Consider the following 17560-nt stretch of genomic DNA (forward strand, 5'->3'; position numbering starts at 1 on the left):
CGAACGATGAAGAGGTTTCCACGCACGCGGGCGCGGGGCGCCGGCCATGGGAAGGTCCCTGCATGCAGCGCCGGTTTCACCCTGCTGGAGCTGATGATCGTGGTGGCGATCATCGCGATCCTGGCAGCGGTGGCCGTGCCCTCGTACACGAAGCACATCGTGAAGACCAAGCGGGTGGCAGCGCAGGCCTGCCTGTCGGAGCACGCCAACTACATGGAGCGCTACTACACGACCAACCTGCGCTACAACGAGGACACCAGCACTCCCGCGGTGCCCAATCCGCTCTCCGGTGCGACGCCGGCGATGACGCTGGATTGCGCCCTGCGCACCAGCGCCGATTACCAGTACCGGTTGACGGCGGTGGCGCTGAAGCCTTCTACCTACAGCCTGACGGCGACGCCGATCGGCGCGCAGGCGGCACGCGACACCACCTGCGGCACGCTCTCGCTCGATCAGGCCGGCACGCGCGCGCCGGCCACCGCCGGTTGCTGGTAAGCCTGCTCAATCACCTTGCAGCCGCGCGGCCAGCCCCGAGTGCCGCCGGGTGCGCTGGGCGATCGTCTGTTCGACGATCGCCGCGTCGCCGACCAGGCTGAACCAGCGGCGTGCGCGGGTGATGCCGGTGTAGAGCAGCTCGCGCGTCAGCACGGCGTTCGGTTCTGGCGGCAGCAGCAAGGCGGTGTGCTCGAACTCCGAGCCCTGCGACTTGTGCACGGTGAGCGCGTAGGCGGTTTCCACGTCGCTCAATCGCGAAGGCGCGACGAAACGCAGCCGCGTGCCACTGCCATGCTCCATGGCAGTGGCGAGGAAGGCCACCGCCAGTCGTGTGCCGCCGCTGCCGTCGTCGGTGGGCAGGCGCAGGCACAGGCCGATGTCGCCGTTCATCAGGCCCAGGCCGTAGTCGTTGCGGGTCAGCAGCACCGGGCGGCCTTCGTACCAGCCGTGCTCACTGTCGATGTATCCGCGCGCGTGCAGCGCCGCGGCGAGCCGGCGGTTCAGGCCTTCCACGCCATGCGGGCCGCGGCGCAGCGCACACAGCAGCTGGAAGCGGTTGAACGCCTCCAGTGTGCCGCGCGCCCAATCCGCATGCGCTGCCTCGCCGGCGTCGGCGGCGGGGCGATGGGTGCGCAGCCATGCGAGGTAATGGCGCAGGCCGCGCGGGCCATCGTCATCATGCGGCGCGACACTGCCCTCGATCGCCAGCGCGGCCAACGCATCGGCGTCGGCCGAAGGCAGCCAGGCGAGATCGCGCGACGGCGCGTGCAGCAGTGCGAGTGTGCCGGGGGTGTCGCCCGCGTTCACCGCGCGCGCCAGTCGGCCGATGCCGCTGGCCGCGCCAAAGCGGTGGCTGACGCGCAGCATCGCGATGCGCTGGTCCAGCGCCTGCGCATCGCCTTGCACGAAGTGGCCGATGTCGTCGCCAGTGACGGCTTCGAGCCACCGGGCGGTGGCGGCGTCGTAGTGGCCGGCTTCGGCGCGGCGGCAGAGATCGCCGAGCACGGCGCCTGCTTCCACCGACGAGAGCTGGTCCTTGTCGCCGAGCAGGATCAGGCGCGCCGACGCCGGCAGCGCGTCGAGCACGGCGGCCATCATCTCCAGGTCGATCATCGAGGCTTCGTCGATCACCAGCACGTCCAGGTGCAGCGGGTTGCGGCGGTCGTGACGGAAGCGGCGCGTGTCCGGCCGCGCGCCAAGTAGGCGGTGCAGAGTGACGACCTCGGCGGGAATCGCCGCGCGCACCGCAGCATCCACGTCTAGCCGGGCGAGCTGACCGCTGATCGAGGCGTTGAGCCGCGCCGCGGCCTTGCCGGTGGGGGCGGCGAGGCGGATGCGCAGCGGTTGCGCGTGCTCCTGCAGCTGCAGCGTCTGCAGCAGGCCAAGCAGGCGCACCACGGTAGTGGTCTTGCCGGTTCCGGGGCCGCCGGTAATCACGCTGAACGGGCCGCGCGCGGCCAGCGCGCAGGCAATGCGCGGCCAGTCGGGCGCATCGGCCGACGCAGCGGGAAACAGGCGCGCGAGTTCGCCGGCCAGGTGTTCCGACGGCGGTTCTTGCTGCGCTACGCGGGCGAGGATGCCTTGCGCCACGCTGCGCTCGTGGTTCCAGTAGCGGCGCAAGTACAGCCGCGTGCCGTCGAGCACCAGCGGCGCATCCTCCGGCTCGCCTTCATGGTTCATGGCGAGCAGCGGCGAGGCGGGCAGATGCAAGGTGTCGCCGTCGCGCAACGCATCACCTAGCGCGCGCCAGTCGGCGGGCCAGTCCTGTTCCTGCGCCAGCGCGGGCAGCAGCGCCAGGTCAAGGCAGAGATGGCCGTCGGCGAGTTGCCGGCTGAGCACGGCAGCCAGCCACGGCAGCGCTGGCGCGATCTGCGCGTCGCGTTCGGCGAGGAAGCGCGCAAAAGCCACGTCCAGCGGGCGCAGGCGTTGCTGTTCCAGCGCGCGGTCGAGCAAGGCGTACAAGGCGTCATGCCGCATGCGCGATGCCTCCGGTGGCGAACAGCTTGTCCAGCGCGTCGATCAGTGCGAATGGCAGCCGTTCGCGGTGCACGCCGTGGCCGTCGCTGTCCACGCCGCGCAGGTACAGATAGAGCACACCGCCCATGTGCCGCTCATAGTCGTAGCCGGGCAGGCGTGCCTTGAGCTGGCGATGCAAGGCCAGGGTGTAGATCGCGTATTGCAGGTCGTAGCGGCTTTGCAGCACCGAGTCGCGCATCGCTTCCGTGGTGTAGGCGTTGGCATCGCGGCCCAGCCAGTTGGACTTGTAGTCGGCCACGTACCAGCGGCCTTCGTGCTCGAACACCAGGTCGATGAAACCCTTGAGCTGGCCGTTCACGGCCTGGGGTGGCAGCGCGGGGCGTGTCGCGCCATCCAGTGTATGTGCGGTGACGAGGCGATCCAGCACCTGGGTGTCGACGTGGTTCGCCTCGAACCAGAATTCCAGCTCGGCGCGATAGCGGATCGGGTCGGCCAGCGCGATCAAGGGCATCGCGCCGCCGTCGGGCAAGGCCAGCGGCATGCGCAGCAGTTCGGGCAGCCACCGTGTCAGCGGCGTGATCCAGTCGTGCCAATCGCGCGCCTGGCAGCGCCGCGCAATGGTGTCGCGCAGCGTGGCGGAAGGCGCGGCGGCGCGGGCGAAACCTTCGTCCGCGCAGCTTTCCAGCAAGTCATGCAGGAAGGTGCCGGCATGGGCGCCGCGCGGGAAAGCGTGGATGCCGTGTACCGGTGCGTTGGCGGCCTCCGCATCGCTGGCGGCGACGGCTTCGGCGAGCGTGGCCTGCCCGGCGGTTTCGGGGGCGGAGCGCGGCAAGGTGGCATCGTCGTGACGGGCCAGTGCGCTGTAGCTGGCGATCCACCAGGGCTGGTGCGGCGGCAGCGTGCAGCTGCGCGCGGGACGGGTGGCATCGGTGGTCGCGATGGCCTGATAGCGGTGCTCGTCGGCGGCTTCGTCCAGCGCGACGACGTCGATGGAAGCGGGTGTGCCGGCAAGCGCCCGCACGCGCGGCAGCAGCTCCGTGGGCGCGATGGGTGTGCCGCCCGCGAGCACGTAGCCGAACGCGGACTTGTGCAGGCCGGAGTCCTTCTTCTGCCCATCCCTGAGGCAGGCCACGCCCAGCCAACAGGCATGGCGGGCACGGGTGAGCGCCACGTAGAGCAGGCGCAGTTCTTCCTGCAGGCGTTCGCGGTCGGCGGCAGCCAGGGCGCCGGCGTCGGGGGCGAGGTCGAGTTGCGCACTGTCCTCGCCGTCGCGAGTGCGGATCGCGTTCCTGTCCTTCTCCTCGCGAAAACCGCAGGCGAAGGGCAGCAGTACCACGGGGTATTCCAGGCCCTTGGACTTGTGGACGGTCACCACTTTGATCAGGGCGGCTTCGCTTTCCAGCCGCACCAGCTGCGCTTCGGCGGCTTCGCCGCTGCCGGGATTGGCGATCTGCGCGGCGAGGAAGCGGATCAGCGCATGCTCGCCGTCGAGCCCGGTGGCGGCCTGCTGCAACAGCTCGGCCAGGTGCAGCAGGTTGGTGAGCACGCGCTCGCCGCCGTCGCGCGCGAGCAGGCGCGCAGGCAGGCCAAAGCGATGCAGCAGCTCGTGCAGCATGGCCAACACGCCGTGGCGCTGCCACAGCAGGTGCAGCTGGCGGAAGTGTTCGTCGCAGGCCTCGCGATAGCCTTCGTCGCGGTCGAGCCGATCCAGTTCGGCGAGGCTGCGATGCATGCTGGGCGTGGCCAGCGCGGTCCGCAGCGCGCGGTCCGCGCCGGGCTGGGCGCAGGCATGCAGCCAGCACAGCAGGTCGCCGGCCTCGTCGCTGGCGTAGACCGACTGGTTGTCGGAGAGATAGACGTGGGCAAGGCCGCGCCGGCGCAACGCGGTCCGCATCGCGGCGGCGTCGGTCTTGTCGCGCACGAGGATCGCGATGTCGCCGGGTTGCAGCGGCGCCAGTCCGCCGTCGTCGCCGGCGAAGCCGCAGCGGTCGGCCTGTGCAGCGGCCAGCCAGGCCACCAGCTGTGCCGCCGCGTGTTCGGACATGCGCGCTCGCCACTCGCCGGCAGCAAGGGGTTCGATGGACGTATGGACGGCCATCTGCATGGCGGGTACCGGCTTGCCGTCGAACTTCAGGGTTTCCTTGCGGCCCTTGGCTTGCACCGGGATGAAGGGAAGTTTCGCGCCGAAACCGAAGGCGCCCTGTGGCTGGGTGCCCGCGAATTCGAACACGCGGTTCACCGCCTGCACCAGCGCCTCGGTGGAGCGATGGTTGGTACCCAGCGTCCAGTGCGGACTGGCCGCGGCGGCGCGGGCGCGCAGGTAGGTGTGGATGTCCGCACCGCGGAAACCGTAGATCGCCTGCTTGGGATCGCCGATCAGCAGCAGTGCGGTGCGGTCGCGTTCGCGTTCGCCGTAGATGCGCTGCAGGCTGCGCCATTGCAGCGGATCGGTGTCCTGGAACTCGTCGACCAGCGCCACCGGATATTGCATGGCAATGGTGCGCGACAGCGCGTCGCCGTTGGCGCCGTGCAAGGCGGCGTCGAGGCGCTTCAGCATGTCGTCGTAGCCGAGCTGGTCGCGCTGGCGGCGGGCCTCGTCGAGGCGATGGGCGATCCACGGCGCCGCGTGGGCGAGCAGCCACGGTTGCAGCGCATCGGCCCGTGCCTTGGCGGCAAGCCACTGGTCGATGGCGTGGAAGGCGGGATGTGCGGGCGCTGTCTTGCCGGCATTGACCGCATCGTCCAGGCGCCGCTGGCCGAAACGTTCCAGCGTTTCGCGCCCGGCCTCGCCGCCTTCCGCCCAGGCGCGCATGGCGGCGAGATGGCGCGGGAGATCCTTCGCCCTGACCTTGTTGCCGTTGAAGACCTTGGTTTGCACGGCCGCCGCCACGGTCTCTTCGATGGTTCCGACATCGGCGCGCCATGATTCGCGCGCCGCGCGTTCGGCGCTGTGCAGCGCTTCGGCTTCGGCATCCAACAGGCCAGCAGGATCCGCGATGGCCGGGATGGGCCGGCCCGCCAGCCGCAGCGTGTCGGGCGGCTGCGCCAACAACGGCCTGACCGCGTATTGCAGGTCGTCCGGCGTCTTCCAGTACGGCCCGACCAGCCTGGCGGCGTCGCGCTGCAACGGAAAATAGAAACGGCGCCAGTAGTCGCGCACGGCTTCGGCCAGCAAGGCGTTCTCGTCGGCGATGCCGCCCTCGCTGGCGGCCTCGCCGCTGTCGAAGGCATGCTGGGTGAGCATGCGCTGGCACCACCCATGGATGGTGAACACCGCAGCCTCGTCCATCCATTGCGCGGCCAGTTCCAGCTGGCGCGCGGCGGTCGCGCGCGCCTCCTCGCCAGGGTATTCGGCGATCAATGCGCGCAAGAAGTCGTCGGCTTCGCGTTGGCCGCGGAACGCACCGGCGGCTTCCGTGAGGCGGCTGCGGATGCGCTCGCTCAACTCGGCGGTGGCAGCCTTGGTGAAGGTCATCACCAGGATCTGCGCGGGCAACAACGGCGCGGTGCGACCATGGCCGAGCACCAGGCGCAGATACAGCGCGGCGATGGTCCAGGTCTTGCCGGTGCCGGCGCTGGCCTCGATGAGCTGGATGCCGGCCAGTGGCAGGCGCAGCGGGTCGAGTGGTGCGGCGGCGCTCATGCGGCGTCTCCTTCGCGCTGCACGGCGGCGGCCAGCGGCGCATACAGGTGCAGCCAGCGCTCGAAGCCGGCAGCGCGCAGGCGCGCGAAATCCGGCCAGTCGCGGGCGAGGCAGGCGTCCTCATCCACCTCGCCCTGGCCGTACCTGCCGTCGCGATGGTCGTAGCACTGGCGCGCCGCGTCGGCGGGATCCTTCGCCTTGTCGGGCGTGGCCGTGCGATTGGCCGCCTCGATCTGCAGCCATGCGAACGCGGTCTTGCGCGCGATCGGCAGCGGCGATTGCATGCCGGTGTGGAAGGCGGCGAGCAGTTCGTCAATCTGCCTGCTGGCCTCGGCCGGTTCGAGCGGCGGCAGCATCAGCACCGCATCGGGGGCGGCGATCCAGCTGGAAAGCCGCAGTGCGTTGGCATTGGCGAGCAGATGCGCGACCCAGGTATCGAGCAGCTTGTCGTGACGCAGGGTCTTGTCGTCCTGCAAGCGGCTTGCGGTGGCGAGCAGGCGCACGTGGCCGCCCGCGCCGTCGTGGCGCAGGTCGCCCAGCCAGTCCTCGACCCGCAAGCCATGGGCTTCGTGTTGCAGCTCGCGGATGCCGGCGGCTTGCGGCCAGCGTGCCGCCAACGCATGCCAGGCGTTGCCGGCGTCGCGCGCGGCCTGCTCGACAGGCTCCAGCGCCAGCGCGCCGAAGCTGCCGGGCGGCAGCGCGCCTTGTTCGCGCAGGTGCTGCGCGGCGGGCGCGAGCGCGTCGACGCCGGAGACGATGGCGGTGCGCAGCAGGGCATCGGTGGCGCCGTAGCGTTCCAGGCCGCCGAGCAGGAAGGGTTCGTGTTCTTCGTCGGCGTCGTCGAGCGCGTCGAAACGCACGCCGAGGCGTTCGGCATAGAAGGTTCGCGCCGGTGCCTTCAGAAAGCGCTGCAGCTGGCCGAGGCTGAGTGCGGTTTCGGCGTGCCATGCTGCGAGCGGCGCGGTGTCGGAGGCGGGCGCGGCGTGGCGGGCGCGCTGCCATTCGCTGGCATAGGTGAACAGATGCGCGTCGTCGCCAGCGTCGAAGTAGCGCTGGCTGAAGGCTTGCAGCGGGTACGCGGTGGTGAGCGCAGCGAGCAGGTTTTTCGCGCCGTCGGCATCGTTCGCATCATCGCTCGCGCGACGCCAGCCGGCAGCGAGGTAGTCGCGCAGCTGGCCTACCAGCACCGAAGGCGGCAGCTCGCCGTTGTCGCGCGCGCTACGGCCCACCCAGCTCACGTACATGGTGTCGCGGGCAGAGAGCAAGGCCTCGAGGAACAGATAGCGATCGTCTTCGCGGCGCGAGCGGTCGCCGGGGCGCTGCTGCCCCTGGTTTGCCATCAGATCGAAGTCGGGTGCGCTGTGGCGGCGCGGGTAGTCGCCGTCATTCATGCCGAGCAGGCAGACCACGCGGAACGGGATCGCGCGCATCGGCAGCAAGGTGCCGAAACTCACCGCGCCGCCGAGGAAGCGCTGCGACAGGCGGCTCTCGTCGATCGCGGCGAGCCAGTGCTCGCGCACCACGGCGAGCGGCAGCGGCTGGTCGAACCCGGCCTCCGTGCAGGCCTGTTCCCAGGCAGCCAATGCGTCGTCGAGGCGCTGCAGCGCCAGTGCATCGTCGTCGTCACGGCCGGCGTCGAACATCGCCGCGAGCAGGCTGCGCAGGCGCGCGGCCCATTGCGCCGGCGTGGCTGGCGCGGCGAGCAGGCGCCAGTAATGCTCCAGTCGTTCGAGCAAGGCGGCGAGCGGGCCGACCAGGGCGGCGTCGAGGCCGCCCACCTCGGCATACGGCGCGATGCCATCCAGCGACGCGCCATCGCCCACGGCGTAGCCCAGCAACATGCGGCGCAGGCCGAAACGCCAGGTGTTCTGCTCCTCGGGCGGCAGGCCAAGCATTTCCTTCTGCATGCCGGAGAGACCCCAGCGGATGCCGGCGCCTTCGATCCAGCGGCGCAGCACCGGCAGGCCGGCTTCGTCCAGCTTGTAGCGGCGGCGCAGCGCGGGGGCGTCGAGCAGGTCGAGGATGTCGCCGGCGGCGAAGCGCGATTCGGGCAGGCGCAGCAGCTGTTCCAGCGCGACCAGCAGCGGCGCCGCGCCGCGCGCGGGACGATCGGCGATGCTGCATGGCAGATAGCGCGGATCGTCGAGCGGCACGCGGCCGAACACCGCCTGGATATGCGGCGCATAGCTGCGGATGTCCGGCACCATCACCATCACATCGCGCGGGGCCAGCGGCCTGCCATCGCGTGCGGCCTGCTCGAACAGCGCCAGCAGTTCATCGTGCAGGATCTCCACCTCGCGCTGCGGGTTGTGCGCGATGTGGAAGCGCAGCGAGTCGTCGCCGGGTTCCAGCGGCTGGCGTTGCGCCGGATCGGCGGGCAGCGGTTCGAGATCGAGGATGGCTTGCTGCACCTGGTGCAGCAGGCTGTCGCGGCCGGGATCGGCGAACAGGTCGATGTCGCGGCCCAGCGCGGCGAAGCGCGGGCGGTAGGCATCGGGACGGTCGAAACTGTCGAGCAGGCGGATGTAGTCGCGGCCCTGCTTGCCCCACGCGGCCAGCAGCGGGTTGGCGTGCAGGTGCAATTCCTCGTAGCGCGGCTCGGCCGGCAGGCCGGGCTTGCCGGCATGACGGCGTTGCGCCGCCTTGAGCAGTTCGCGGTCCTCGATGATGTCGGCCCAGTAGTGCCGGCACGGGTTGGCGACCAGCAGCAGCACCTGGCAGACGCGGCCCAGCGCGGTCAGCGCCTCCAGCGTCTGCTGCGGCAGCGAAGAAATGCCGAACACCACGATGCGCCGGGCCAGCGTGGCAGGGCGCCGTTCCAGCGTGGCGACGCGGTCGAGGAAGGTGCGGTGGACCGCGGCGCGATGGCTGTCGCGCTGCGCGGCACCCACGTCGTGCAGCAACGCGCGCCACAGCCGGGCCTGCCAGCGTTGCGCCGCGGGCAGCGGTTCGCGGTTCGCGCGCAAGTCGTCGCGCAGCACGTCGCGGCCGTGTTCCCAGTCGTCCAGCCAGTCGGCGCGGTAGACCTGGTACTGGTCGAACAGGTCGGCGATCTGCCGGGCGAGCTGGAAAAGTTTGATGGCGTCGGGCTTGACCGGATCCGCCTTCAGCAGATCGGCGGGTTCGGTGCCGAGGAAGTGGCGCAGCGGCGCGAAGGCCTCGTCGTCGAGCTGCGCGGGCAGCAGGCGCATCAGCCGCCAGGTGAGCCGCGATTTGTCGAACGGCGAATCGGCGGGCACCGCGTCGCGCCCCAGCACGGCGCGATAGGCCTGCCACAGGAAGCGGCCGGGCAGCTGCATCTCCACCGCTGCACTGATGCCCATGCCGCCGGCCTCGCGCGGGCGCGCCAGCGCCAGTTTCAGCCACTGCGCGATGCCGTTGCTCTGCACCAGCATCAGCTCGTCTTCCAGCGGGGCCAGCGGCGTACGCGCCAGCCAGGCGATCAGCAGGTCGCGTAGATCCTCGAGATGGTTGCCATGCACGACCATCAGGCCGGGCTGGATGTCTTCCGTGAGGGGCGAGGGGGCTGGCATCCGCCGATTTTGCCGTCCTTTGGTCTCGCCGTCTGCGATGGCCGCAAAAATGGAAACGGCCCGGAGTGTCCGGGCCGTTTCCTCAAGCGGGTGCGGTGGTGGATCGCCGCCGTTCGATTCCCGCGATCAGGCGAAGCTCATACCCTCTCAGCCGTTCACCCACACGCCGACATGGAAGTGCCAGCCGTCGCCGCGCTGCTCCCAGTGCGGATGCACGTAGTGATAACCGGGACGGACCGGCTCCCAATGGCCGGCCACCGACACGTAGCGTCGGCCGTTCCAGTGCCAGTAACCGCGCGCCCACACGTAGCCCGGACGCGACTCCTGCACCACTTCCACGACGGCCGGCGGCGGCGGCTGCGGCGCAATCACTTCCACCACCTCGGGCGGCGGCGGGGGCGGCGCGTAGACCACGGGGCGCGGATGCGGACGCGGCGGCGGCTCCACCACGCAACCCGCGGTGGTCGCGATGACCGTGGCTGCAATCAACAGACCTGCAAGACGTGACGACATGGATTCCCTCGTTTGTTGTGATGGAGCGTGGCTGGACGGCGTTGCCGCGCCGTGAAGACGGTCGGCAGTCTAGAGGCGGCCGATGCAACGGAAAGCGGCGCGGTATCGCCGTTTCCGTCGCAGGTTGTTGCGTGTTCAGCGGGTCCAGTAGCCATTGTTGAAGTGCCAATGGCCGCGCGGTCCCTGGTACCAGCGCGCGGGCATGTAGCGATAGCCAGGACGCGCGCGCATCCAGCGGCCATCCACCCAGACGTGGCGGCGCATGCGCGGGCTCCACACCCAGTAGCCGGGTGCCCACATGTAACCGGCGCGCGGCGGCGGCACGCGCTCGAAACGCGGCGCCGGCGGTGCTACGCCGATGTTGACACCCACGCCAACTGACACCTGGGGCGCGGCTTGCACTGCGGTCGTGGCGGCGAGGCCGACACCGGCCAGCGCCAGCGCGGCGGACAGGATCAGGGCGGAAGATTTGCGGCTCATCGTGCTCTCCATGAGTGCCGGGAAAGGCGGCAGACAAGACGGAGAACGCCGCCTGGCGGTGCGTGTTGACGCCGGCACAGCGGTGCATTCAGGCGCGGGTGGGACTCGCATCGTCGCGTGTGCGCCTGCCCTGAAAAGCCCGCTTGGAAGTGCACGCGACAGGGGATTGTAAAAGAACGAACGGTCGTGCTATTTTTCCCGCCCATGGAAATCGCATCCGCCCCCGGCAAGCGCGCCGCCACGCGCGACACCATCCTCGATCACGCCTATGCGCTGGCGCGCAACGACGGGCTGGAAGGCTTGTCCATCGGCGCGCTGGCGACCGACGTGGGCATGTCCAAGAGCGGCGTGTTTGCGCACTTCGGCTCGCGCGAAGAGCTGCAGCTGGCGGTGCTCGACCTGGGCGCGCGGCGCTTCATGGCCAACGTGCTGCTGCCTGCGCTGAAACAGCCGCGCGGTCTGCCGCGCCTGCGCGCGATCGTGGCGAACTGGTTCGCCTGGGCGCGCAAGAACCAGAGCGGTTGCGTGCTGCTCTCCGCCGCCAGCGAATACGACGGCCGCGACGGCGCGCTGCACGACGCCGTGGTGGCACAGCAAGCCGGCTGGCGGGTCGAGTTGCAGAAGGCGATCGCGCAGGCGGTAGCCGAGGGCCACCTGCACGCCGACACCGACACCGCCCAACTCGCCTTCGAGATCTACGCGCTGCTGCTCGGCCTGCATCACGACGGCGGCCTGTTCGGTTACGACGAGGCCCAGCGCCACACCGCGGCCGCCTTCGAGCGCCTGTGGCGCAGCTGGCAACCCTGACTCTCCCGCACGAGGAGCTCCCCCATGTCCCCCCATGCCGCTTCCGTTTCGACCCGTCTTCGCCTCGGTGCGCTGCGCGCCGGCTTCGCGATGGGCGGTTGGCTGGCACCGAGGCATACGGCCGACCGCGCCGCGCGCTTGTTCGCCACGCCGTTCGCCAGCAGCCGCCGCCGCGCGCTGGCAGTGCCGGAGGATGCGGCCATGCGGCGCGGCGAGCTGCATATCGGCGGCGAAACCATCGCTACCTACGTGTGGGGCGATCCCGCCACGCAGCCGTATGCGCTGCTGGCGCACGGCTGGTCCAGTTTCGGCCTGCGCTTTCAGTCGTGGGTGGATGGTCTGCGCGCGCTGGGCTACGCGGTGGTGACGTTCGACCAGCCCGGCCACGGCCGCAGCAGCGGCAAGCTGTGCACGTTGCCGGAATTCACCGCCACCTTGCGCGCCGTCGGTCGCCACTACGGCGCGGCTGCGTTGGCGGTGGGGCACTCGCTGGGCGGCGCCGCGCTGGCGCTGGCGCAGGACGAAGACTGGCATGCGCAGCGCCTGGTGCTGGTCGCACCCGCCGCCGACATGGTCGACGCGGCTAACCGCTACTTCCGCCTCGTGCATCTTGGTGAGCACTTGCGTCAGGCCTTCTACGACTGGCTGCTGCGCCGCACCGGTATCAGCGTGGAACAACTGGAAGTGCATCGTCGCCTGCCGGCGCTGGGCCAGCCTGCATTGATCGTGCACGACCTCGACGACGCCGACGTGCCGTGGAGCGAGGGCGAACGCTACGCGCGCTACTGGCCCGGCGCGCGCCTGCTCACCACGCAGGGGCTGGGCCATCGCCGTGTACTGGACGCACCCGCGGTGATCGCCGCGTCGCTGGCCTTCGTACGCGGCGAGGCCGTGGGCGAGCGTGTGATCGGCACGACCAACCTGCCGTTCGGCGTGGCCTGATCAGAGGCAGCTTCGCAGCCGGCGCACGCCTTCTTCGATGGTGTGCTCGTCCACGCTGCCGTAGCCGAGGATCACGCCGCTGAGTGTCGCTTCGCCGCGATAACAGGGCGACAGCGGCCGCACCGACACACCGACCTGCGCCGCCCGCCGCGACAGCGCCACATCGTCCACGTCCGGCGGCAGCAGGGCGGTCAGTTGCATGCCTGCCTCGGCGCCCACCACCTGCAGCGTATCGGGCAGGTGGCGACGGATCGCCGCCTGCAGCGCCGCGCGCCGCGCCGCGTACAGCACACGCATGCGCCGGATGTGCCGCGCGAAGTGGCCTTCGCGGATGAAGTCGTGCAAGGCCCGCTGCGGCAGCATCGGCGAGCAGGTGTCCAGCGCGTCGCGCGCAGCGCGGAAGGCCGGCAGCAGGTCCTTCGGCACCACCAGGTAGCCCAGCCGCAGCGCCGGGAACAGCACCTTGCTGAAGGTGCCCACGTAGATCACCCGTGCGTCGGCATCCAGCCCCTGCAGCGCAGCGATCGGCTTGCTGCCGTAGCGGTATTCGCTGTCGTAGTCGTCTTCGACGATCCAGCTGCCGGTGCGCGCCGCCCATTGCAGCAGCTCGATGCGCCGCGCCGCGCTCATCGTGGCGCCCAGCGGAAACTGGTGCGACGGCGTGACATAGGCCAGCCGCGCCGTCGGCGCAAGGCGGATGCCTGCGGCCACATCCAGCCCCTCGGCGTCCACCGGCACCAGCACGGGCTCGGCATCCACCGCGGCCAGCGCCTGCTGCGCGCCGGAGTAGCCGGGTTCTTCCACCCAGGCGCGGTCGCCCGGGTCGAGCAGGGCGTGCGCGCTGATCTGCAGGCCGTGCTGCGCGCCGCTGGTGATCATCACCTGCTCGGCATCGGCGTGCACCGCGCGCACGGTCGCCAGGTATTCGGCGATCGCCTCGCGCAGCGGCGCGTGGCCCGAGGTGTTGCCGTAGACCAGCGCGTCGATGCCGACATGGCGTGCATGCCGGCTCAGCAGCCGCGACCACACCCCATGCGGGAACTGGTCGAGCGCGGGCACACCGACGCGGAACGCTCCCTGGCTTTCCAGCCAGGTCTGCGGTGGCCCGGCCATCGCCGCCACCCGCGCGGCGGTTCGGCGCGGAACCGGCGTCGAGGACGCGGCCGGCGTGCGCGGCGGCCGGCGTGGCGGCACGGCCGCCGCCTCATGCGGGATCGCCGCGGCCACGCAGGTGCCGGCACCGGTGAAGCTCTCCAGGTAACCCTCGGCATGCAATTGCTCGTAGGCGCCCAGCACCGGCAAGCGCGAGACACCGAGCTCGCTGGCCAGCGCGCGGGTGGAGGGTACGCGCTGGCCCGGCTGCAGCCGGCCCTCGGCGATGGCGCGACGGAACCAGTCGGCCAGCTGCTGGTAGATGGGGCCGCCGCCCTCCAGCACGATCGATGGCACCAGGCCGGTAGGCACGCGCTTCATGACGATCTCCCTAGTGGTCATGTCATGCTAGTGCGATGTGGCTATTTGTTCGAGCCACTTGCTCGCCTAGTCTGCCCGCTACAGGCGAACGGTGGAGGTGTCGGTGGTCATGCGGGGAAGGGCGGGAAAGCTACGACGGACGGCATGCCGCCTTGCGGCACTGCTTGCCCTGCTGCTGGGCGCGGGCACGGCCGCGGCCCAGGATGCCGGCCCGCCGCGCCAGTCGCTGGACGACGCCTGGTGGACCGGCCCGATGCTGGCCAATTCCGCCGAGACGCTGCCGCCGGGGCACATACTGGTCGAACCCTACGTCTACGACGTCGCTTCGAAGGGCACGGACGCGTTCGGCTCGCGCGCCTACGTGCTGTACGGACTCACCGACCGGCTCACCGTGGGCCTGATCCCGATCATCGGCTACAACCGCGTCAGCAACGGGCCGAACAGCTCGGGCATCGGTCTCGGCGACCAGATCCTGCAGGCGCAGTACCGGCTCACCCGCTTTCACGAAGGCAGCTGGCTGCCCACGCTCTCCCTGCAACTGCAGGAAACCGTGCCCACCGGCCGCTACGACCACCTGGCGCGCGCCAGCGACGGCATGGGCGGCGGTGCGTGGGCCACCATTCTGGGCCTCAATGCGCAGAGCTATTTCTGGCTGCCGAACGGCCGCCTGCTGCGCGTGCGGGTCAACCTCACCCGTACCTTCAGTGGCGACGCTGATGTGACCGGCGCCAGTGTCTACGGCACCGCGCCCGGTTTCCGTGGCACCGCCCGGCCGGGCGACGCGTTCTATATCGGCACCTCGTTCGAATACAGCCTTACCCGCCGCTGGGTGTTGGCGCTGGACCTGTTCCGCAGCCACGGCGCGGCCAGCCGCGTCGACGGCAGCACGGACCCGGTCAATGCCTTGCCTATGCCGGTGCATCTGCAAGCCGGCTCCAGCGACGCTTACGGCTACGCGCCCGCGGTCGAGTACAGCTGGACGCCGAACATCGGTGTGCTGCTCGGCGCCCGCGTGATCGTGGGCGGGCACAACACGACGCGTTCGCTGACGCCGGCCATCGCGATTAACTACGTGCATTGATGGGTGCTGGTCCGGCTTGAGGACCATTCCCGCCCAGCGAGCACGGGTGCGGACAGCAACGCGGCCAGGCCGGCCAGTTGGAGTTCCAGTGGTGGCGCAGGGACCGTGCCTCGCAACGGTACACACCCCAACCTGGAGAGAGTGTTCGCCATGCATACGAAGATGATTTTCCGCACCTGCCTGCTGGCCATGGTCGCGATGACCGGGTGGCAGTCGCCGTCGGTCGCGGGCGCGGCGCAGGCCGACGATCAGCAGCATGCTTTCGATTTCCACTTCGGCACCTGGCGAACCCAGATCATGAGTCGGGACGTCACCGCGTCGGGCGTCGGCGCCTGGGTCAAATTCACCGGCACGGTGATCGATCAGCCCTTGTGGAACGGGCGGGCCAACGTGGAGAAGATCGAAGCCTCCGGCGCCGGCGGCCACTTCCAGGGCGTGACGCTGTTCCTGTACAACCCGGCGTCCGGGCAGTGGAGCGAACAGTTCGCAGGCAGCAGCAACGGCACCTTGCAGGAGCCTTCGTACGGGGAGTTCAAGAACGGGGTCGGCGTGTTCCACGCCTGGACCGAGTCCGCCGGCAAGAAGGTTCTGCAGCGCGACATCTGGTCGAACGTCACGCCGAACTCCTACCACTACGAGATCGCCACTTCGACCGACAGCGGCAAGACCTGGGTCACCAACTTCGTGGCGCAACTCACGCGGGTGAGCAAGGCCCCCGACTACGAGGTGCACCTCACGCAAGGCAGCGGACCGGAGCACGGCTTCGACTTCAACATGGGGCGCTGGGACACCCGGATACGCGAGGTGTCGAACCCGCTGTCCGCGCCCGATGTGTGGAGCAAGTTGAGCGGCACGCATGCGGTGTATCGCCTCTGGGATGACTGGGCCAACATCGGACAGCTCGAAGTCGACGGGCCTGGCGGCCGCCTCGAGTATCTGGCGCTGCGCCTGTACGACCGCAAGACACAGCAGTGGCGGGTCTACTTCGCCAACGGCAAGACCGGGACGCTCTACCAACCGATGGTGGGTGAATTCAAGGATGGCGTGGGAACCTTCATCGGCTCGGACGAGGTCGAAGGCAAGACCGTGCTGACCCGCAACGTCTGGTCGGGCATCAGCGCGAAATCCTGCCAGCAGGATTGGGCCGTTTCGGCAGATGGCGGCAAGACCTGGGTGCCCACCTGGACTTCCGTCGACACGCTGGGCGGATGATCCCGGCGAAAACACTGACAACCTGACGGGAGGCGTCATGGCTTCGATTGGTCTGGATCACCGATGTCCTGCCGGACGAATTGGCGGACCTCATCGGCCAGAACGTGGAGCTGGGTGCCGCGGCCATGAAGCGGGTGCTGGAAAGGAAAGCCTACGCCCGGTGATCTCGGTGATCACGTTCAACCACGCCTGGGAGGAATACGCCGATGAACACAAGCAGCGCGGCGGTGAGTCACGCGAGGAAACGGTGCGCAAGGTCGCCTGGTCGGCGGTAAAGCAGGGCTGCGCCAAAGGCGACGACGCGAAATAGGCCAGCAGCGGCCACCTGTTTGGGCGGGCGCTGCGGCAAGTCAACCGTGATTGGACGGAGCGAGCAGGGTCGGCCCTGCGTCATCCGTCTGCAGGCCGCCGTCGGCGAGGGCATCGGCCGCATTCATGTTGGGTTTGTCGACCCACGGTGCCGGCGTGTACGGTCCGGGAACGTAGGTTCGCCACACGACCTTGTCGGGAGCGGTTCTGCCGTGTGGCAGGAGGTTGAAAATGATCGGGACACGGGCCACCCAGCTGTCTCGCTTGGCCAGCCTGCCCGTGGTGGGAACCTTGAAAGTCCATTGACGTATTGCCTTGAGCGATGCATCGGCAAGGATCTTTCGGTACTGCGTGAGCAGGCTGTCCGGGCCGATATTTTCAAGATTGACCTGTTCGGCAACGGCATCGGTGACGTGGCCACTGCGGTCCACGCGCAACGATAGGTACACCGTTCCTTGCGCATGAGCCACGACCGCTACCCCAGGGTATTTGGGGACTATCTTCTGGTCGTCCGTGGTCTCGCTCAACGTACTGGTGTCGTTCGGGTTGTAGTCACCGAACGTGACGCCCTTGATGCGTGCGGTGTAGTTGCCGTCGGGCTTCTGCTTCAGCACCACGCGGGCGTGCATGCTGGCCTTGGCGACCACGGGCTGGCCGTCCTGCAGCACGGGCTGGAAGTGCCACTGCAGCGCCGCGTTGCGCACCATATCCGCGATGGGTTGGCCGTACTTGGCCGCGTCGTCGATGACGGCGGTCTGCACCGTACCGTCCTTGGCCAGCACGATGGTGCCGTTGACGACGGCGGAAGACTCGGCGTCCTGGCGCGTAGCGGCCTGGGCGGTGATGGTCGTTACCGCGAGGAGTGCCCCGAGCATGGCCTTCTTCATACGATTTCCCCTGAACTGCGTTGAAGTCGATCAACTCCGCGCGGCCGATGCCGGCAAGCCGGGCCAGTGCGCGGTTCGCACCACGTTCGACACCGCCGAGCCGGGCACGGTACCTGCCTCCACCCTTTGGTGATTTGTCCCCCTGGCGGATGCCGGACGGCGCCGCGCAGCTGGCGCGCAGTATGTAGGCAAACCGCGACCCGCGTAA

14 protein-coding genes are annotated in these 17560 nt (G+C 69.5%); 7 read left to right on the plus strand and 7 right to left on the minus strand.

Annotated elements, in window-relative coordinates:
• Positions 1–6: 6 nt before the first annotated feature.
• Entirely contained in the window at positions 7–495 is a 489-nt protein-coding gene (locus ISP14_RS09645) for a type IV pilin protein (RefSeq protein ID WP_404538757.1), read from the plus strand.
• 6 nt (positions 496–501) lie between these two features.
• On the opposite strand, the gene recD is transcribed toward ISP14_RS09645, so the two are convergent.
• The 5 genes from recD to ISP14_RS09670 form a co-directional block, all read right to left on the minus strand.
• A complete protein-coding gene (gene recD / locus ISP14_RS09650; RefSeq protein ID WP_404538760.1) occupies positions 502–2472 on the minus strand; it encodes an exodeoxyribonuclease V subunit alpha in 1971 nt (656 codons plus the stop codon).
• A complete protein-coding gene (gene recB, locus ISP14_RS09655; protein ID WP_404538763.1) occupies positions 2462–6115 on the minus strand; it encodes an exodeoxyribonuclease V subunit beta in 3654 nt (1217 codons plus the stop codon). Before recB ends, recD begins: the two co-directional genes overlap by 11 nt.
• Entirely contained in the window at positions 6112–9648 is a 3537-nt protein-coding gene (gene recC, locus ISP14_RS09660) for an exodeoxyribonuclease V subunit gamma (protein WP_404538765.1), read from the minus strand. The genes recB and recC overlap by 4 nt, the downstream gene beginning before the upstream one ends.
• 147 nt (positions 9649–9795) lie before the next feature.
• The gene (locus tag ISP14_RS09665) at positions 9796–10161 is read right to left on the minus strand and encodes a hypothetical protein (protein WP_404538768.1); all 366 of its coding nucleotides are present in this window, start codon (positions 10159–10161) and stop codon (positions 9796–9798) included.
• A 135-nt stretch (positions 10162–10296) separates the two neighbouring features.
• Positions 10297–10641 carry a hypothetical protein gene (locus ISP14_RS09670; protein ID WP_404538771.1) on the minus strand — a complete coding sequence of 115 codons (345 nt, stop codon included), beginning with the start codon at positions 10639–10641 and terminating at the stop codon, positions 10297–10299.
• Between the two features lie 204 nt (positions 10642–10845).
• On the opposite strand from ISP14_RS09670, the gene ISP14_RS09675 reads away from it, so the two are divergent.
• Positions 10846–11448 (plus strand): TetR/AcrR family transcriptional regulator, encoded by a 603-nt coding sequence (locus ISP14_RS09675; RefSeq protein WP_404538773.1) that lies wholly within the window; start codon positions 10846–10848, stop codon positions 11446–11448.
• Positions 11449–11472: 24 nt separating this feature from the next.
• Positions 11473–12390, plus strand: a complete 918-nt coding sequence (locus ISP14_RS09680; RefSeq protein ID WP_404538776.1) for an alpha/beta hydrolase — start codon at positions 11473–11475, stop codon at positions 12388–12390.
• Here ISP14_RS09680 and pdxR read toward each other — a convergent pair whose 3' ends face one another.
• Positions 12391–13863: a MocR-like pyridoxine biosynthesis transcription factor PdxR gene (gene pdxR, locus ISP14_RS09685; protein ID WP_404538779.1), complete on the minus strand. Its 1473-nt coding sequence runs from the start codon at positions 13861–13863 to the stop codon at positions 12391–12393.
• Between the two features lie 109 nt (positions 13864–13972).
• On the opposite strand from pdxR, the gene ISP14_RS09690 reads away from it, so the two are divergent.
• The 3 genes from ISP14_RS09690 to ISP14_RS09700 all read left to right on the plus strand — a co-directional run bounded on the left by ISP14_RS09690 (position 13973) and on the right by ISP14_RS09700 (position 16466).
• Complete coding sequence (locus ISP14_RS09690; RefSeq protein WP_404538782.1) at positions 13973–14944, plus strand: transporter; 972 nt, start codon at positions 13973–13975, stop codon at positions 14942–14944.
• Positions 14945–15094: 150 nt separating this feature from the next.
• Complete coding sequence (locus ISP14_RS09695; protein ID WP_404538785.1) at positions 15095–16156, plus strand: hypothetical protein; 1062 nt, start codon at positions 15095–15097, stop codon at positions 16154–16156.
• A gap of 160 nt (positions 16157–16316) precedes the next feature.
• The gene (locus ISP14_RS09700) at positions 16317–16466 is read left to right on the plus strand and encodes a ChaB family protein (protein ID WP_404538787.1); all 150 of its coding nucleotides are present in this window, start codon (positions 16317–16319) and stop codon (positions 16464–16466) included.
• A 40-nt stretch (positions 16467–16506) separates the two neighbouring features.
• On the opposite strand, the gene ISP14_RS09705 is transcribed toward ISP14_RS09700, so the two are convergent.
• Positions 16507–17352 (minus strand): energy transducer TonB, encoded by an 846-nt coding sequence (locus tag ISP14_RS09705; RefSeq protein WP_404538790.1) that lies wholly within the window; start codon positions 17350–17352, stop codon positions 16507–16509.
• Here ISP14_RS09705 and ISP14_RS09710 point away from each other — a divergent pair.
• Positions 17339–17485, plus strand: coding sequence for a hypothetical protein (locus ISP14_RS09710; RefSeq protein WP_404538793.1), 147 nt, complete (start codon positions 17339–17341; stop codon positions 17483–17485). The genes ISP14_RS09705 and ISP14_RS09710 overlap by 14 nt on opposite strands.
• The last annotated feature ends 75 nt before the right edge of the window (positions 17486–17560 follow it).

The sequence above is a fragment of the Dyella agri genome (genome assembly GCF_044904705.1).
Lineage (GTDB): Bacteria > Pseudomonadota > Gammaproteobacteria > Xanthomonadales > Rhodanobacteraceae > Rhodanobacter_A > Rhodanobacter_A agri.